This is a genomic window from Guptibacillus algicola, from assembly GCF_020171805.1.
Lineage (GTDB): Bacteria > Bacillota > Bacilli > Bacillales > Guptibacillaceae > Guptibacillus > Guptibacillus algicola.
The window spans coordinates 718784-737023 of the sequence record NZ_JAIVAF010000001.1; the positions used below are offsets into that span (position 1 = coordinate 718784).

An 18240-nucleotide genomic window follows, 5' to 3' on the forward strand; every position below is an offset into this window, starting at 1 on the left:
CATGAAGGCAATCCCCCTCCATATATGTTATCTTGTACTAAAGAAAAATGATAAATAGGAGGAGTCGTATCATGGAACACTTTCTAATTATGTGGGCACCATGGATCGTTATCTTCTTATCTGTCCTCGCCCTATTCGGATGGGGAGCAAAAGGAGATACAAAGTAAATCACTTACAAGTTGTTAAATGATTTATATTACTTCATAAGACCAACATATCAGATTCGTTCTTGTCTAGATATGATGGATAGACGGGCCGTTCTGTTGGGCTGACAGCGATCTAGTAGGAGTCAAGCGGTTTTCAAACTCCTAAGGTATTGGGAGCGCAAAAATAAAGTTTCACAAGCTAACACGGACAATACAAGTCCGTGTTTTTTATTTTCTTACATAATAAGGCATGGTTATTGTAATCCTACTAATTAGAATTGATTTAGGAGGAATGAACATGCCACTTACTCATCAACATCAGCTCATGATATTAGCGGACATTTTGACGAACCATCAAACTGATTGTGCTGGCACGGCTTCTGAGTGTGAACAAGTTCAAAGACTTACGAAATTGCTGAAACAAAACCACAACATCGCTCCTGAGATTCAACAAATATTAGAACAGGTCGAGGAGTATAGTTCGACTGGAGCACAACAAGTTGATTTATTAAACCATATAGAAACCCACCAGCCAGATTTAAGCCAGTGGGTCGAAACGATCAATCATTATCAATAAGTCGATTTTTGATTAGATTCAATAAATCTCTTTTCCAATATTCCACTTCACCATAAAGACCTTTGTAGTCGTACCAATAAATGGATAGGAGTGTTTGAGCAAGAACATACCAGTACATTCTTTTCCTAAGCCCATGTGTAACAGATAAACCGTAGTGGCTCAACCAATCTTCCCATTCATTTTTTGGTACGTACCAATAGAGGAGCATCCCAATATCCAAAGCAGGATCTGCTACGACCGCACCATCCCAATCGATCAAGTATAAATTCCCTTCGTCACTGAACATCCAATTATTATGATTGACGTCACAATGACATACGACTTTTTCTACGTGATCGAGATTATCCTTATTTGAAGCTAGATATGTTAAAGCACTCTGTACTTCTTCATCATTTCTATAATGACCCTCGAACTTCTGAATCAGGTCGTTATAAATGACATCTGGAGACAAAGGCTTTTTCCCAAGACGATGTAGCATTCTAAGAAGTTCTGAAGAACGATGAATTTTCCTTAGCAGCTTCGCTACTCGAGGTTTCTTCATCTCAAAAGCCTTCAACTCTCTTCCTGGCAGCCATTTCTGTGCTGTAATGACGTCACCATTCTCAAGTCGCTTAGTCCAGAGAAGCTTCGGTACAATTCCTTCCGCCGACAAAACAGCCAGAAAAGGCGAGGAGTTCCTCTTAAGGAATAGTTTCTCGTCTCCATATTGAGCTAAGTATGCTTCACCTGTCGCTCCGCCAGCAGGGGTCACCTGCCAGCCTTCGCCTAAAATGTTCTCCAACAAATTCACCTTCGATTTCTGTTAGTTTGTAGATTCTGGAAGTTTTGACCTCTGCTTTGGCGGCAGAATCTCTGGACGTTGTTCAAAACCGCCTACGAATAAAAAATTATAACACAGGTTAATGAATTCTTCATGTTTTTATTCGATCTTAATGAGTACAACAGTGTTTAAAGGAGCTACAAAGATTGAGCTATCTTCCGTTTTATCCAATGGGTCGACACCAGCTTGTATGCCATCAGCTAGTATCCACTTTTCGCCTTCACCTATATAGACCCACTCAGAATGATGCCCAGCATTATGAACAACGACGAGCGTTTCTCCACTATTTTCTTGAGTAATACGATAAGCGATCGTTGAGTCTGGTGTATCAATAAATTGAATGCTATGCATTTCATGAATCTCGGCCATTCTTAGTGCCGAAAAGTACTTTCGAATTTCAATGAGACCTTTTATATACGTAACGTTCTCTTTCACAGCTCTCAATCTTCTCCAGTCAAACTTGTTAACTCGGTCTGGTGATTTATAACTGTTTTCAACACCGTTTTTTGTTCTAAAAAACTCCTGCCCAGCATGCAGAAAAGGGATGCCTTGAGAAAGGATCGTAATGGCTGAAGCAAGCCGATGCATTTGATGCTTACTTTCCTCGCTCGAGTGAGGATGGCTTCGACTTAACCGATCCCATAACGTGTGATTATCATGACATTCTACATAGTTTACCGATTGAGAAGCTGTTATGAAATAATCATCAATACTACCCATTATACACTTCTTTACATCTTCTTTAACTGAGAAATTTCCCGTAGCAAACCCAGAAGAATGCGTATCGAACAATTTACCTTTGACAGAGTCTCTGAAACGATCATTAAAGAAACCGATTCTCGGTAGTTCCTTTGCATGAGAAATCGTAGCCTTTCGGTAATCAGGTAGGATTGTGTTTAAGTGCCACCCCTCACCAAATAAAAGAATTGTTGGATCGATACAGTCTATTTCATACCGGACTTCTTTCATCGTTTCTTTATCGTGAATGCCCATTAGGTCAAATCGGAAGCCATCGACACCAAACTCTTTAGCCCAATATGTGACCGAATCGAGCATTAGTTTTCTCATCATCTTTCTTTCTGAAGCTGTATCGTTTCCGACGCCTGTTCCATTAGATGGCTTACCCCCGTGATCATAGCGAAAATAATAACCAGGAACAATTTTCTCTAAGTTTGAAGCCTCAAGGTGGTATACATGATTATATACCACATCCATTATTACCCGTAGACCCTTGTTGTGGATGGCAGCAACCATTTCTTTCACTTCACGTATTCTCGTATAGGGGTGGTGAGAATCTGTAGAGTAGCTACCTTCAGGCACAAAATAATGGATAGGGTCATATCCCCAGTTATATTGTGGATCTGCCTTCATCTCGTCTACACTACCGAAATCCATAATAGGCAACAACTCTACATGGGTTGCACCCAACCATTTAATATAGTTAAGCCCCTGTGGAATTCCATCCTTATCTGGTAGCTCTTCAGTGAACGCTTTGTATTTCCCCTTGTATTTCAAACCACTCTTTGACTGGATGCTAAAATCTCTTACGTGTAACTCATAAATAATCGAATCAGAGGGTTTGGCATGAGTCGGTTTACTTGTAGGATCCCAATTTTGGGGATTCGTTTTCGCAAGGTCTGCAACCATACCAAATTTGCAATTAGAAGTTGCAGCTTTCACATAAGGATCTACGACTTCTTTCGTACTTCCGTTCACTCTCACGCTATACGTGTACAGCGTACCTTCTCCGTACCCATTTGCTTCACAATCCCACAGACCTCTTTCCTGACGAAGCATTGGAATTTCATTCACCTTTTGAAACGAATCATTATATATATTCACAATAACGTTTGATGCAGTAGGCGCCCAAACCTTGAATAAGGTACCTTTTTTCGTTATGAAATTCCCAAGGTCTCCATCATAATGATACCGTTCATCAAAACCTTTCGTTCGAACTACTTTCCCCGTCATGACTAAAGATTCTTCACCACTAGCATGTTTCAGGTAGTATTCTGTCCCAGGCGTATAGTCAGTATCTGTCAATAACGAAACAACTCTCTTCTTTCCAAGCTTGAAATCCCCATTGATTTCAAGTTTGATATCAAGGTGACCGTCCGTTAGGATGAATTCTCGATAATCGTTTATTCCTTCTTCAACCATTACCGTTATGACATTGAAATCATCCCAATAAGCTGTAAATGCGTGACTATCTTTATGATAATTAGAGTGATTTCCCATCAAACCCATCCTTTACAAAGGTGTTTACACACTATCTTATTTCTGTTTAAGAAACATGACCGTTTTGACAAAACTTCTTATAGCCAATTTATTAGGATAGGCGCTATGATCGATACACATAATGCACAAAGACTCATACCTATTGAACTAACGGCGGCTTCTTCTTGACCATATTCAAGCGCCTTTGCTGTTCCAATAGCGTGTGAAGCGGCACCGAAAGCCATTCCGATTCCAAGAAAGTTTGAAATGTTGAATCGTTTTAAGACCCACGGACCTGTTACTGCGCCCCCAATTCCTGCAATCATGACGAAGATTACTGCAAGAGCTGGTTCTCCCCCGATTATTTTTGCGACTTCCATCGCAACGGGTGTTGTCACATTCTTCGGCACAAAAGAAGAGGTTATCACGGCTTCAAACCCAAACAACATAGTCAGCCAATATCCAGAGAGAATTCCTAACAAACTAGCATACAAGACTGTTGAAAGCAGTTCTTTTTTGTACCTTTCTAGAAGTTTCCGTTGTTTATAAAGTGGAAAAGCAAGAGCCACGATTGCGGGCCCCAAAAATGCATCGATGTATTTTCCACCACTAAAATATGTATCATAGGAGATGTCCATCGTAGTAAGTATGAGAACTAATAAAGTAGTACCTGTGAGGATTGGAATTAGAAATGGATAAGGCCATACCTGATAGATACGGTTCAATACGATATAAATCACGATTGTGAACAAAAACCAGAATAATATTCCTAATATAAACATGACGCTAATCCTTTCGATTAACAAGTGTCTGACCAATCCAGCCAGTTGTTATCATAATAAACAAGGTGCTTACTAGTACTATCGGAATTAACCATAGACTTTTTCCAGTAAAGAAATCGAGATGATTCATTATTCCAACCGTTACAGGTATAAAGAAAAGCGGAAGGTGGTTTAACAAAAACGTTGCTCCCTTAGAAATCCATTGTTCAGGTAGCACCCTTGTATATAAACAGATTAAAAGCAGAACCATTCCCAAAACACTTCCAGGAACGAGTAAATCAAATAGATTTTGAATCAAAACACCCATCAAATAAAATCCAAACAATACCCCTAGTTGTAAAATCGTAATGAACAGGTTACTTTTTGAAATCATAACGCTCAACACACTTATACCTAGGACTATCTGATGGAGATACACGAAACAACCCGATACTCTGAATCTCGTGGGATTTCTTTTTGATCTCCGGCATATTACGACCTATTTTCTTTTCAGGGTCTTTCCACTTCTTAGCGAGAGTTATATGTGGACGGTACTCTCTTGTATCTTTTTTGAAACCAGCTTCCGCACATGACTCGACCACTAATTCATGGAGCTCCTCAAGGCTTTTACTCTTTTCGACCTCTACATATAAAACGCGCGGTTGTGACAGCTTGCCAAATACCCCGATACTTGTAGGAGTAATCTCAAATGGTGTTATATTTCTAGTTATTTCCTTAAGACGCACACGTAAATCACCCAACTGTTCTTCTGTTGCCTCTCCCAGAAACATCAATGTAATATGAAAATCTTTTGGATGGACAATATGTTTGAATAAGGAAGTATCTAACGACTGTTGTAATGTTTTTAATTCCGAATGAAGTCTCTCGACTGAAATCGCTATGAAATAATGGTTGCTCATAAACCTAACCCACTCCTTTAGGTCTCATTAATATTCTACCAAAAAACTGAATCTTCTTGCATTTATCTTTTAAGCCGACTTCTTATTCCTATACTTTATCATTTGCTATAATAGGGAACAGTATAAAGATGAGTCATACTTACGATAGGAGTTTACCTTATACTTTAACCTTTTATTGGTTAAAGATAAACTTTTATGAAATCAGCAAAGGATGTGGACATATGATTTATGAAAATATGGCTGAACTAATTGGAAACACGCCACTTCTTAAGTTAAACAGGGTTCCTAATCCTGATGGTGCCAAAATTTATGCCAAACTTGAATATTTTAACCCTAGCCGAAGTGTAAAAGACCGCGCGGCTCATAACATGATTGCTACTGCTGAAGAAAAAGGACTTCTTAAACCTGGGTCCACAATCATTGAACCAACTTCAGGCAATACGGGAATAGGACTAGCTATGAATGCTGCTGCTAGTGGGTATCCTGCCATCATCGTAATGCCTGACAACGCAACAGAAGAACGAATCAAGCTCCTTAAAGCTTACGGCGCAAAAGTAGTACTTACTCCATCTTCTGAAAAAATGCCAGGCGCTATCCAAAAAGCTAAGGAACTCGCTGAGACGATCGAGAATAGTTTCATTCCAATGCAATTTGAAAATGCGGCAAACCCAGATGCACATCGAACGTCTACTGCGATCGAAATTATTGAAGCAATGAAAGAACTAGGGGTTACGCCTGCCGCTTTTGTTTCTACTGCAGGCACAGGCGGGACTGTAACCGGCACAGGAGAAGTTCTAAAAGAACATTACCCTGATATAACTGTTCATGTCGTTGAGCCTGAAGGGTCTCCCGTACTGTCTGGAGGAAAACCAGGAAAGCATAAGCTAGTTGGTACAAGTCCAGGATTCATACCTGACATCCTTAACACGTCAATTTATGATGAAATTATCCAGATAAAAGACGAACAAGCTTACGAGGTTACCCGTAAACTTGCAAGTGAAGAAGGACTTCTTGTTGGACCTTCATCCGGTGCAGCAGTATATGCAGCTATGAAAGTAGCAGAACGTCTCTCACCAGACCAAGTTGTTGTAACGATGACGTGCGATTCTGGGGAAAGATATTTATCTAGCGACTTGTTTAGTTCGCTATAAACGAAAACGCCATCGCAGGGACATGCGATGGCGTTTCTTTATTACTTAGCTAGCTCATAGATAGCTTCTGCGTAGATTGCAGCTGCTTTTAACAAATCATCGATCTCTACGTATTCATCCTTTTGGTGTGCTAGCTGAGGCTTCCCTTCAAATAATGCGCCAAACGCTACGCCTGCATCTAATGAACGCGCGTATGTTCCTCCACCGATTGAAAGAAGTTCTGCTGGTTCTCCAGTTTGCTTCTCGTATACTCGTTGAAGCTTCTTCACCAACTCATGATCCTCAGGTACATGATGTGGTGTCATATGATCGATGATAGTCATCTTAATATCATTTGGACCTGTAACTTTATCAAATGTAGATTTCACCTCATCAAAATCACATGAAACAGGATATCGAAGGTTGATTCCAACTTTACCGCCGTCTGAAGATTTGTATTCAAACGTACCTGCATTCATCGTTAAAGCACCTGTAATATCATCCTCGACATCTACGCCAAATTTCCTACCATAAAAGTCATCTACAAGCCACCTTGCAATAAAGTCAATATAAGTAGAGCCGTTCGTATCAAGTCCTACACCTGAAAGGAAATCCGCAAGTCTAAATGCAGCATTATTTCCTTGCTCAGGCTTCGATCCATGCACGGACACACCTTCTATTTCGAGTACAAGTGATTCAGCGAGCGTAGCATTGCCATTTAATTGTTTTTGAGTAAGATATTCTTCAAATTCTTTCTTTACCTTCGATAGTACTTTTTCTTCACCAACGAATACTGCATTAGCAAGATCAGGCACCATATTCAATCTTTCACCTGCAGTAAACGATTGAAGAACGAGATCGTGTCTCTCTGTTTCCGTCGCGGGAAAATCCCATTCAAAATCAGCAATCCCTTTTTCTGCATAGATGATTGGAAAAACGGCGTCTGGTGCAAATCCCATCAACGGCATTTCCTCTTTCTTAAAGTACGTATCGACGCAGCGCCACGAACTTTCTTCATCGGTTCCGATAATCATACGAACGCGCTTTGATAGAGAAGGACATAACTCTTTAACAATATTCATTGCCCAGTAGGCAGCAATCGTAGGACCCTTGTCATCGATCGCTCCTCTAGCGTACAGCTTACCCTCCCGTATTTCAGGTTTAAAAGGGGGACTCGTCCATCCACTGCCCGCTGGTACGACATCTACATGACATAGAATGCCGATCGAATCTTCGCCTTCCCCAAACTCCAAATGCCCGGCGACATGTTGAACATCTTTTGTTTGATAACCATCACGCTCACCGAGTTTAATCATGTAATCTAATGCTTCTCGAACCTTATACCCAAATGGCGCATCTTCATTGGTATCTTCTACGTCCAATACACTCTCAATTTGTAGAAGACCAGTGAGGTCAGATAGCATCTCTTCTTTTCTTTTTAATACTTCCTCTGTCCAATTTACTTCCATCACGAATTTCTCTCCTTTCTAATCAATTTCTCATAAACAGCCTTGTCGCAAATCACAAATAATTTTGCGTTAGCAGGTATTTTTTCTTCAAGTCTTCTGTTGATGTCCATTCTATTTCCATCAGCAATAAGCGTTGCTCCTTGTTTTAATAAGTCATCAAATGCTTTTCTGTATGTGTTCCATTCTTTGCTCACAGGGATTTCATATAAGTTTTCGCCATGCCCTCTACTCAAAAGCTGAGAATATACGCCAGAGATGCCTTTCGTGAACGCTGCTCTTACGGCCATACGTGAGATCGCTTCATTCGAAAGTACAAACTCATCCACCTGTACATGCGCGAAATTCTTAATATGTTCTTCCTTCATCACTTCTACCGTAGTATGTATTTCAGGTGACATTCTCTCGATAGAGCTTGCGACGATTAGAGATTTTCCATCTGCTAACAATGGATCGTGTATTGTGTCATCTGAGAAAACAAGCACTGCTCTAGCATCTTTGATCGCTGCTTTATTCAGCACAGCTTCTTCGGCCGCATCACCTTTTATGTAATGAATATGATCTTCAATGATAGGAGCCTTAGGTAATTTATCGATTAAAACAATTTCACATGTATCAGATTCCATAATTTCTGCTACTGCATACGATGCTTTCTGTGACCAGCCTATGATCACAATGTGATTCTGCCCATGGTATTTCAATTTCCCTTCCTCCTTTCTTTTTTTGAGCTCAGCTACTCCGTCAACCAATTTCCCTATGACTACTCCCAATAGTCCTATACCAACGATATAAAGGAACATGGCATAGAGCCTGCCACCAACTGTAACCGGAAAATAATCTCCATAACCAACAGTCGTCACAGTGGTCATCACCCACCATAATGAGTCGAAAAGTGTAGGAAAGGTTTCAGGTTCGATAACCCTCATGATAAACGTACTCAAGACGATTAAGATGGCGGTTGTATAAAACATAAACCAGTTGTTTAGTTTCAATGCATTTCTTATAAAAAGACGAACGAACATTGTATGCCTCCTCTCTATTTCCTGCTCCTTTAAGAATAGCAAACGAAGGAAGAAGAAGGAAGATGTAGACAGATGCATGAAAATTTTTGCCGTATTTATCGATATATTGTAAAATAAACTTCAAAGAGGAGGTGTAAGCAGGTAAATTAAAGGGAATTGGCAATAGAGATGGAATAATAACTATATACTAACAATGCCGATAAGAGAACTTTTTATGAAAGTAGGACAAACCTTATTTATCATTACACCAAGTTGGGATTTGCCCAAAACACCTAATAATCACTTCCAGTTTAATACGAAGCACTCAAACCAAACAGACTTTCATCTTTAAACGAAGGAATCATCAGAAAATTAAGTATATCTTAACGTTTCCTTCATATTGTTTTAATAGTGAGAAACTATCCTAAGAGTATGGCATTGATTACACGTTAGGGAGTGGTTCTTTGAGTATTACTTCAACTGATCGCATGATGACCCGTATCAAGTCTATCTATTTATTTATTAGCAAGCATGGTACTGTCAGTACAACAGAGTTAGTTGAAGAGTTTGGTATTACCCAACGAACAGTTCAAAGAGATTTAAACGTCTTGGCCTATAATGAATTAGTCAAAAGCCCAAACCGAGGAACATGGACCACCACAAGCAAGAAAGTAAAAGTTGGTTAGAGATTTAGTAACAAATACACAACATCGTTAATACATGAAAAAAGCCATGGACTAGTCCACGGCTTTTTTGATAGTTATTTTGTTAGTTCTTCTTGAAAGTTCTCTGGAACGATGACGTTCCCTTCTACGATTCTCACTGATTCATTTACTTTCATATAAGGCTGTCCACTCATTAAGAAGTCTGATAAGAATCCTTCAGAGAGCTCGATTCCTTCGACCTTGCCTTCTTTGTTGATAGTAACATCATTCACCTTGCCTAGTTTTTGTCCGTCCTCAGTATGAACTTCTCCCTTACACAATAAATGATAAGAATATTGATCAGCGAGTACCGTAGGCTTTAAATCTTCCCCACGATCGCTAATCACTGGATTGCTACCTTCCCACGATAAACTAGAATAGGGAACGATGAAACTCTCTACCTCGTCGCTAGCATTGAGGTCATCCCCTGTAACAGGGTAATTATCATGGGTATATTGCCCACCAGAAGCCTGAATGGAGTTCAATACGTCTCCTGCATGATGGTCAGGTTCAAGGTTTCTTTCTTTAGGCTTTTGATATTTGTTGATCTCAACGTATGTTACACGGTCAAGTGTTTCATCAAAGTAGACTTGATTGATTGTTAAATCATTATTCACACGCAATCCTAATAGTTCTTCACTTATCTTTACCATCCTATCCTCTCCTTCTTTACTGACTACAAGATGTATTCCCTTTGTCAGCAAAAAAGAAACAGTCGGTCATTTTCTTAGGAGCTCTACTTCGTCTTCCGTCAGTTCACGGTATTCTCCAATATCTAGGTCTTCGTCAAGTACAAGATCTCCCATACTGATCCGCTGCAAATAAATAACTTTCTTATCAACCGCTTCAAACATTCTCTTCACCTGATGGAACTTTCCTTCATGAATCGTTAATTCAATTTGAGAAATTGGACCTTCTTCAACAATCGTTAGTTCACCTGGCTTTGTTTTATAACCGTCATCCAACGTAACACCTTGTTTAAAGGCTTCAATATCCTTTTCAGTAACCCGTCCGTTTATTCTCGCAAAATATGTTTTCGGGACGTGATGCTTTGGAGAAGTCAAATGATGGGCGAGTTTGCCATCATTCGTGATAACTAGTAATCCTTCAGTATCTTTGTCGAGTCTGCCGACAGGAAACGGGGCAAAGATCTGATCATCCGGAATAAGAAGATCAATTACTGTCTCTTCTTCATCTTCAGTTGCTGATAGAAAGCCAGCAGGTTTGTTCATCATTATATAAATATATTCTCTATATTCGACGGTCTCTCCATTTATGGTGACTACATTTTCTTCAACATCAATATGCTGTTTCGCATCTTTGATTACTACTTCATCTACTCTAACTGTACCTGTCTTGAGAATTTTCTTGACCTCTTTTCGCGTTCCATATCCCATATTAGAAAGTAATTTATCGATACGCATGCTAAAACGCTCCTTTTTCCATGTATTTTCCAAAAAAATTAAATTTTGAGCATAACTTCTATAAATCTGGGGTAAGTAACCGGTAAATGCTAATTTGCACGTTTGGAGTGATAGAATGACTGAAAAAATTGGACTTCTAGCAACCGCACGCAAGAAAAGTACAAAATCAGCTCCAGTTACGGAGTTTTATCAAAGCCCATTATTTCAAAAAACATTAGAGTATGCATTGCATCACTACGACAGAATGTATTTCTATAATGCCAAAGACGGGCTATTATTACCAGACGATATCATGGATCCTTATGATTTATCTATCAAAACATTGACGCATCATCAACGAGAAGAATGGGCGCAAAAACTTATCTCGGAGTTTAAAGAACATGAATCACCTTCAAAAATTACTGTTTATTTGCACGGTGGCTCCGTGTATAGAAAGCATATTGAACCTCAGCTTCAACAGTATGACTTCAATTATGAAGTCCCCCTAAAAGGTCTTGGCATAGGAGAACAATTGAACTGGTATCAAAAAAATTCTGTATAACCATGACAAACGCCCAGCAACTATGCCCAGCTCCTTCATAGACTATCTCGTAGTCTTATAAAGGAGGTCATCTACGTTGGATTATAGACAGCAGGGGCAACAATATCCCGGATATGGCGGTGGACCACCACAAGGTGGAGGATACCCTCAATATCCTGGTGGCGGACAAGGCGGTGGACCTGGAGGCGGGCAAGGTTATCCAGGCTACAATTATACAGAGGAACAATTCAACCAGATTAGAAGAAGATTAAATCGCCTAAGCAGAAGAGTACGAAGGATCGAAAGGTATCTAGGAATACGAGAAGACGAAATCGACGCGACAGACTACCACGAGTAAAACGAAGAAACCCTTTAACTCACAAAAATGAAGGCCCTAGGGCCTTCATTTTTTAGTGTCTTTTTAAGAATTTGAAGCGTTCTCCAAGTACAAGTCCTGCTAGGTTAGAACGATAAGATAGCCATAGGTATAATACGCCACCTACACCTATACCGATCAATAAATTAATGATAGAAAACAGCATGCTTCCACCATCACTTTTAGAGTTATAAAGGTTTGGCATTGCATTTTCTAAAGGCAATGTTGCTAATTTAGCAGTAACTGCCATCAGAATTACAAAGATTCCAATCAGCATAATTCTCCTGAATACAAAAGCAAACTGGTAATCTGTCGATTTCTTGATAATGATGATCGTAACAAGAACAGAAGTTAAAAGACCAATATCCGTAGCAATAATTGCTCCTTTTCCTTCAAACATAACCACTAAAGGATAGGTTAACGCGGCTTTTAAAATAAGTCCTGAAAGCAAACTATATACAGCAAACTTCTGCTTATTGATACCCTGCAAAATCGCTGCAGTAACAGAGAATAGAGCAAACAAAATCGCCGTAGGAGCATACCACATCAGTAGATGACTACCTAGATCTTGGTTCACTGTTGGATAAAGAACGCGAAACACAGGTTCAGATAGTACAGCAAGCCCAATAGCAGCAGGCGCAGTTAGGAACAACAACATTTGAAACGTTTGGGTAAGCTGCTTCTGGAGTGCGCCTTCTTTCTGTGATGTGAACGATTTTGTAATTGCTGGGATAATCGTCATTGCAAGAGCTGTTGCTAATGAAACTGGAATCATGATCAGCTTATGAGCAAGCCCTGTAATGATCGCAAAAACAGTTTCATAAGTTGTTTTATCATAACCAATGCTTTGCAGAGCGGGATTTATAAACAACGTGTCGATTTGTAGATACAACGGAATCGCAAGACCAACGATGACAAAAGGAAGCGCATATCTAACGATCTCTTTGTACATGTCACTTAAAGAAACATTGTGGTCAACCGTGCTTTCTTCTAAATTTCGATCCAAGTTAGGCTTCCGCTTACGGTAGTACCAGAAGACTACTAGTAAGCCTCCAACTGCCCCTACAAAAGCTCCGAATGTTGCAAAGGTAGCTGCAGTTGTTTTATCTCCGTCCATAACGTGCAAGATGATCACACTCGAAACCAAAATAAATACAATACGGAAAATCTGTTCGATAACCTGAGAAACTGCAGTTGGTCCCATCGATTGTAATCCTTGAAAGAACCCTCTCGTTAAACTCATGATCGGAACGATTAACAACGCAAGGCTGACTACTCGAATAACGAGGGTGACATCTGCGATCGTATTCCCTTCACTACCTTCTTCAATCAACATCTTCGCGATCGGTTCAGCAAGGAAAAACAAGATTAGAAAAGCAATGAATCCGGTGAAGGTCATAAGTAACAAGCCGGACTTGAATAACCGTCTTCCGGTTCGGTAATCACCAAGCGTGTGATACTTTGAGACAAATTTTGAAACAGCAAGAGGGATTCCTACTGTAGATAAACTAAGCATGATCGTGTATGGAATATAAGCATATTGATACAAGGCTATACCTTGAGCACCCACCAGGGCTGTGAAAGGGAACATATAAATCATTCCCAATATTCTAGAAAAAAGGGTAGCTGCAGTTAATAGCATCGTCCCTCTAATCACATTTGAATCAGACATTTCTCCAACTCCTACTTCTTACCATTACTCTATATCAATTCGTCAATAATAACCTTTTTTCTACAGTCAATTAAAGACACTTCTCCATTTTAAGCTATTTATAATGGAACAACAAACATTATCTGTTTTTCGTGACTTTTCTATTTCAAATAAATTGTGGTATGTTTGTTTGTAGCAAAATGAGAGAGGTGTAAGCATGAAATATGATGTTGTTGTGATTGGCGGTGGACCTTCAGGACTCATGGCGTCTGTAGCTGCTGCTGAACATGGAGCATCTGTCCTACTCGTTGATAAAGGGAACAAACTCGGTAGAAAACTTGCCATCTCTGGTGGCGGCAGATGTAACGTAACGAACAGGCTTCCCCTAGATGAATTGATTAAATTCATACCTGGTAATGGGAAATTCTTATATAGTGCATTTAACATTTTTAATAACGAAGATATCATTTCGTTCTTTGAAGGCCTTGGAATTAGGTTAAAGGAAGAAGACCACGGCAGGATGTTTCCAGTAACAGATGATGCAAAGTCGGTCGTAAACGCTCTCCTTAATAAGGTGAAAGATCTTAACGTTACAATTCAGGTAAATACCCCCGTAGAGAAAGTGCTTTATGAAGATGGTGCAGTCCAAGGGATCTTACTAAAGTCTAATGAGAAGATCCTAGCATCAAATGTGATTGTAGCAGTAGGTGGTAAATCAGTTCCACATACTGGTTCAACAGGAGATGGCTATGCTTGGGCAGAAGAAGGTGGACACACGATCACAGAGCTTTACCCTACAGAAGTGCCGCTGACTTCGAGCGAACCCTTCATACAAAACAAAGAACTTCAAGGTCTCTCTCTTCGTGATGTTGCATTATCTGTCTTGAATCCAAAAGGCAAAGTAATAAAAACCCACCGCTGGGACATGATCTTCACTCACATCGGTCTTTCTGGTCCTGCAGTATTACGCTGTAGTCAATATGTTGTAAAAGCACTTAAGAAATTCAATGCACAATTTATTCCGCTACAGATTGATGCAGTACCTGATCAAAACGAAGAAGAACTGTACCAGGAACATATGAAGCTCGCAAAAGATGAGTCCAAAAAAGCGATTAAAAATATCTGGAAAGGGAAAGTTCCGGAACGATACATGCTGTTCCTACTAGAAAAAGCTGAGCTTTCTCCGGATACAACGTATGCTCACCTATCTAAAGAAAAAGTGCGTGAGTATGTTCGCTCATTAAAACAGTTTCGCGTAGCTGTTGATGGTACACTTCCGATCGATAAAGCCTTTGTAACGGGTGGCGGTGTTTCTCTTAAAGAAATCCATCCAAAAGAGATGGCTTCTAAATTCACACAAGGCCTTTACTTCTGTGGTGAGGTGCTTGATATTCATGGCTACACAGGTGGCTATAACATTACCTCCGCATTCGTAACAGGGTTCACTGCAGGAAAAAGTGCAGCTGAGAGATAAGAATAAGGCTATCTGCAAATGCAGATAGCCTTGTTTTTCTTATCTTCGGTTTCTGTTTCTTCCACCATTACGGTTGTTTTTCCGTCGACCTTGTGAATGATTACTTCTCTCTCGATTTTGCGAAAATTCATCGTGTGAAGGAAGCGCGCTTTCGACTGATTTGCGTTCAATCCTTTTTCCAATTCCCTTCTCGATCATTGGAACTGCTTGCTTATCTTTCGAAGCGATGAACGTATACGCAGCTCCACCTTCACCTGCTCGACCTGTTCTTCCAATTCTATGAATGTAGCTTTCTACATCTTGAGGCACGTCATAATTAAACACATGTGTAACCCCGTCGATGTCTAGACCGCGTGCTGCGACATCTGTTGCAACAAGAAGCTGGATCTTAGCTTCACGGAATTTCTTAATGACCCCTTCACGCTTTGCCTGAGAAAGATCACCATGGAGTTCATCCGCTAAATACCCTTTGGAACGCAAATCTCCATAAAGCTTACTAACTCTACGTTTCGTACGACAGAAAATAATTCCTAAGAATGGACGTGCTTCATCGATCGTCTCAGTAAGTGCGCCAAATTTTCTTCGATCTGTTGTCTCGATTACGTACTGCTGTACCTCTTCTACGGTCTTTCCTTTTTCTTTTCCTTTGATCGTTTTTGGAGAGCGCATAAACCGTTTTGCTAAGCTTCGAATATCACTCGATAACGTAGCTGAAAATAGAGCGGTTTGTCTCGAATCCGGCGTTTCGTAAATGATATCCTCAACTTCTTTTAAAAATCCGATATGAAGCATTTGATCTGCTTCATCAAGAATCAGATAATCTGTTTGAGAAAGGTCGATCGTTTCTCTACGAATATGGTCTAGCAGTCGCCCAGGCGTTCCAACCACAATATCAACTTGTTTGTTAAGTCGTGAGATCTGCTTGTCTACATCCTGACCACCGTAAACGGCAAGAACGTTCACATCTGTGCGACCCTCTATAAGCTTCATCAATTCAGTCGTGATTTGAAGGGCTAGTTCACGTGTTGGTGTCACAATCAACGCCTGTACATGATCTGATTCAGAATCTATCTTCTCTAAAATCGGTAATAAGAAAGCGAAAGTCTTCCCCGTTCCTGTTTGTGCCTGAGCCATTACATCCTCGCCATTGAGCATAACAGGTATCGTTTCATTCTGGATATCAGTTGGTGTTTTAATTCCTTGCACTTCAAGCGCTTCAATCAACCTTTTATCTAAACCTAATGCTTTAAAATCTTTCATAGTGCTCACCTCTTCATGTAGTATCTCACAAAAAATTGGTTATTTCTCGCTTGATTCGTTTAGAAACAAAAAAACTGCCCCGAACACGACCGCTAAAGAGCGGTCGCATGAGACAGCTTTCCTTTATGCTAAATAATTTGTCATTACTTTAGATACGTAGTTTTGTGTTTCTTTGAATGGAGGGATACCTCCATACTTATCAACATTTCCCGGTCCGGCATTATAAGCCGCTAGAGCAAGCTTTGTATCTCCATCATATTTACTCAACATTTGCTTAATGTATCTTACGCCACCTTCGATATTTTGCTTAGCATCAAAGGGATCTTCGACTCCAAGACCTCTAGCCGTTGCAGGCATAAGTTGCATAAGTCCTACTGCCCCAGCATGGCTTACAGCTGATGGATCGTATCCGGACTCCTGCTTAACAATCGAATGAACCAATTTCGGGTCTACTTGATACCGACCCGAAAGCTCTTCGATATATCCATCGATTTCTAATGCCTTCGTTGAGTGACCTGTTGGTTTGAATTGCTCTACCGGCGTTTGCTGTGTAATAGGCGTACTATTACTTTTATTATGATTAATCTGATCGTATGAAGTGTAAGATATAGCCTGTTCTAACATTTTAAGAAAAGGAGTGGCTACCTGCTGATTTGAATTTCCGTTTCCAGATTGAAATTGACGCAACGCCTGTAAATCCATCATAGCGCGAATAAGTTCTGCCCTCATGACGACACCTCTAAGTAATCTTTTTCCTTATTATAACAAAGATCACTTAATAGGTTGGACTTTTTTTATATTGCGAATTATTATTAATCCTATCATTTTAGTGGGATTAATGATGAAAGGGTGCGCCTTTAGGAAGGTTTCTCCTAAAGGCGCATATTACTCTATGATGAAACTGTCATGTAATAAATGGGCTGTTTTGATTGTTTTAACAATATCTTCGCAGCTATCCTTGCCGCTTTGCGGTCTTCTGCAAGCACAACGATTTCTTTATCACACACATCATTTTCCCTTGTTTGTCTACCTAGATAAGAAAGCGGAATATTCTTAGCTTTCTCATACGGCATCCTGTGCGATAGAATATAATCTCTCACATCTATCAAGCAATATTTATCATCATCGAATGGATCAACATTAATGGGCTTTAAATACGTATAGGGATGAACGACTTTCCACAACCCAATGATTAAAGCCGCAGCCATAGCGATAGCCATACCCCATAGTTCCATCTGGATTCTCTCCTTTTCTTGGGAAGGTTACTTTACGTCACCTTCCCACTTCATCATACCGCCTACCATATTCTTCACTTCATAGCCAGCTTCTTGTAAATATTCACATGCATGCTCGCTTCTTCTTCCTGAGCGACAAATCATGATATGCTCTTCGTCTTTATTTATTTCTTCAAGTCGTTCAGGAATAGTACCAAGACGAATGTGTTTAGCAACAGGGATCTTTCCTTCTGCTACCTCTTCATCCTCACGAACGTCGATGAGTGAGACACTTTTCCCCTCATTTAGTAGCTGTTGAACCTCTTCAGGTGTAATCGTCTTAATTTCATTACTCATATAACATTCTCCTTCCTGAACGATAGTTTTCATTGATATGGTTGCTTCACCAAAACAATCCTACATCATTTTTATCTTTAATTCAAGAAATCAAACTGGCATGTATTTTTTGAAGAGAGTATTCTCTTCATGAGCTTTGATTTGTCTAACCCATACTATTAATCTTTGGCAAAAAAGTGTGTTAACCAGGGCCTGATTTCATGAAAGAAAGCCAGAGATCAA

At 39.9% G+C, this 18240-nt stretch carries 21 protein-coding genes; 7 read left to right on the forward strand and 14 right to left on the reverse strand.

Annotated features, from left to right (window positions below; translation table 11 throughout):
- The first annotated feature begins 71 nt into the window (after positions 1-71).
- Positions 72-167, forward strand: a complete 96-nt coding sequence (gene cydS, locus LCM09_RS20955; RefSeq protein ID WP_404800777.1) for a cytochrome bd oxidase small subunit CydS family protein — start codon at positions 72-74, stop codon at positions 165-167.
- A 277-nt stretch (positions 168-444) separates the two neighbouring features.
- On the forward strand, positions 445-723 hold the full coding sequence (locus LCM09_RS03835; protein WP_224878794.1) for a YtzH-like family protein: 279 nt from the start codon (positions 445-447) through the stop codon (positions 721-723).
- Here LCM09_RS03835 and LCM09_RS03840 read toward each other — a convergent pair.
- The 5 genes from LCM09_RS03840 to thpR form a co-directional block, all read right to left on the reverse strand.
- Positions 707-1513 carry a phosphotransferase gene (locus LCM09_RS03840; protein WP_224878795.1) on the reverse strand — a complete coding sequence of 269 codons (807 nt, stop codon included), beginning with the start codon at positions 1511-1513 and terminating at the stop codon, positions 707-709. The two genes, LCM09_RS03835 and LCM09_RS03840, sit on opposite strands and share 17 nt — an antisense overlap.
- Before the next feature lie 129 nt (positions 1514-1642).
- Positions 1643-3781, reverse strand: coding sequence for a type I pullulanase (gene pulA, locus LCM09_RS03845; RefSeq protein ID WP_224878796.1), 2139 nt, complete (start codon positions 3779-3781; stop codon positions 1643-1645).
- 77 nt (positions 3782-3858) lie between these two features.
- Entirely contained in the window at positions 3859-4542 is a 684-nt protein-coding gene (locus LCM09_RS03850; protein ID WP_224878797.1) for an LrgB family protein, read from the reverse strand.
- A 4-nt stretch (positions 4543-4546) separates the two neighbouring features.
- A complete protein-coding gene (locus tag LCM09_RS03855) occupies positions 4547-4915 on the reverse strand; it encodes a CidA/LrgA family protein (RefSeq protein WP_224878798.1) in 369 nt (122 codons plus the stop codon).
- Positions 4899-5441 carry an RNA 2',3'-cyclic phosphodiesterase gene (gene thpR / locus LCM09_RS03860; RefSeq protein ID WP_224878799.1) on the reverse strand — a complete coding sequence of 181 codons (543 nt, stop codon included), beginning with the start codon at positions 5439-5441 and terminating at the stop codon, positions 4899-4901. Before thpR ends, LCM09_RS03855 begins: the two co-directional genes overlap by 17 nt.
- 221 nt (positions 5442-5662) lie before the next feature.
- Here thpR and cysK point away from each other — a divergent pair, with 221 nt between their 5' ends.
- Entirely contained in the window at positions 5663-6592 is a 930-nt protein-coding gene (gene cysK, locus LCM09_RS03865) for a cysteine synthase A (RefSeq protein ID WP_224878800.1), read from the forward strand.
- Positions 6593-6633: 41 nt separating this feature from the next.
- On the opposite strand, the gene pepV is transcribed toward cysK, so the two are convergent.
- Both pepV and LCM09_RS03875 read right to left on the reverse strand, forming a co-directional pair.
- Positions 6634-8043, reverse strand: coding sequence for a dipeptidase PepV (pepV, locus tag LCM09_RS03870; RefSeq protein ID WP_224878801.1), 1410 nt, complete (start codon positions 8041-8043; stop codon positions 6634-6636).
- The gene (locus LCM09_RS03875) at positions 8040-9137 is read right to left on the reverse strand and encodes a potassium channel family protein (protein WP_224878802.1); all 1098 of its coding nucleotides are present in this window, start codon (positions 9135-9137) and stop codon (positions 8040-8042) included. Before LCM09_RS03875 ends, pepV begins: the two co-directional genes overlap by 4 nt.
- Positions 9138-9526: 389 nt before the next feature.
- Here LCM09_RS03875 and LCM09_RS03880 point away from each other — a divergent pair, with 389 nt between their 5' ends.
- Positions 9527-9724: a DeoR family transcriptional regulator gene (locus LCM09_RS03880; protein ID WP_224880064.1), complete on the forward strand. Its 198-nt coding sequence runs from the start codon at positions 9527-9529 to the stop codon at positions 9722-9724.
- Between the two features lie 74 nt (positions 9725-9798).
- On the opposite strand, the gene LCM09_RS03885 is transcribed toward LCM09_RS03880, so the two are convergent.
- Complete coding sequence (locus tag LCM09_RS03885) at positions 9799-10395, reverse strand: PRC-barrel domain-containing protein (RefSeq protein ID WP_224878803.1); 597 nt, start codon at positions 10393-10395, stop codon at positions 9799-9801.
- A 66-nt stretch (positions 10396-10461) separates the two neighbouring features.
- Positions 10462-11166, reverse strand: coding sequence for a pseudouridine synthase (locus LCM09_RS03890; RefSeq protein ID WP_224878804.1), 705 nt, complete (start codon positions 11164-11166; stop codon positions 10462-10464).
- A 115-nt stretch (positions 11167-11281) separates the two neighbouring features.
- Between LCM09_RS03890 and LCM09_RS03895 the strand changes: the two genes are divergently transcribed.
- Positions 11282-11707 (forward strand): DUF6884 domain-containing protein, encoded by a 426-nt coding sequence (locus tag LCM09_RS03895; protein ID WP_224878805.1) that lies wholly within the window; start codon positions 11282-11284, stop codon positions 11705-11707.
- A gap of 76 nt (positions 11708-11783) precedes the next feature.
- Positions 11784-12044: a hypothetical protein gene (locus LCM09_RS03900; RefSeq protein WP_224878806.1), complete on the forward strand. Its 261-nt coding sequence runs from the start codon at positions 11784-11786 to the stop codon at positions 12042-12044.
- Positions 12045-12096: 52 nt separating this feature from the next.
- Here the strand turns inward: LCM09_RS03900 and LCM09_RS03905 are convergent, their stop codons facing one another.
- Positions 12097-13734 carry a putative polysaccharide biosynthesis protein gene (locus LCM09_RS03905; RefSeq protein ID WP_224878807.1) on the reverse strand — a complete coding sequence of 546 codons (1638 nt, stop codon included), beginning with the start codon at positions 13732-13734 and terminating at the stop codon, positions 12097-12099.
- 196 nt (positions 13735-13930) lie between these two features.
- Between LCM09_RS03905 and LCM09_RS03910 the strand changes: the two genes are divergently transcribed.
- Entirely contained in the window at positions 13931-15187 is a 1257-nt protein-coding gene (locus LCM09_RS03910) for a BaiN/RdsA family NAD(P)/FAD-dependent oxidoreductase (RefSeq protein ID WP_224878808.1), read from the forward strand.
- A gap of 39 nt (positions 15188-15226) precedes the next feature.
- Here the strand turns inward: LCM09_RS03910 and LCM09_RS03915 are convergent, their stop codons facing one another.
- From LCM09_RS03915 to LCM09_RS03930, 4 genes are all read right to left on the reverse strand, one after another.
- Positions 15227-16447 (reverse strand): DEAD/DEAH box helicase, encoded by a 1221-nt coding sequence (locus LCM09_RS03915; RefSeq protein ID WP_224878809.1) that lies wholly within the window; start codon positions 16445-16447, stop codon positions 15227-15229.
- A gap of 123 nt (positions 16448-16570) precedes the next feature.
- On the reverse strand, positions 16571-17176 hold the full coding sequence (locus LCM09_RS20875) for a lytic transglycosylase domain-containing protein (RefSeq protein ID WP_318246484.1): 606 nt from the start codon (positions 17174-17176) through the stop codon (positions 16571-16573).
- Positions 17177-17337: 161 nt separating this feature from the next.
- Positions 17338-17682: a rhodanese-like domain-containing protein gene (locus LCM09_RS03925; RefSeq protein ID WP_224878810.1), complete on the reverse strand. Its 345-nt coding sequence runs from the start codon at positions 17680-17682 to the stop codon at positions 17338-17340.
- A 27-nt stretch (positions 17683-17709) separates the two neighbouring features.
- Entirely contained in the window at positions 17710-18018 is a 309-nt protein-coding gene (locus LCM09_RS03930) for a rhodanese-like domain-containing protein (RefSeq protein ID WP_224878811.1), read from the reverse strand.
- Positions 18019-18240: the final 222 nt, after the last annotated feature.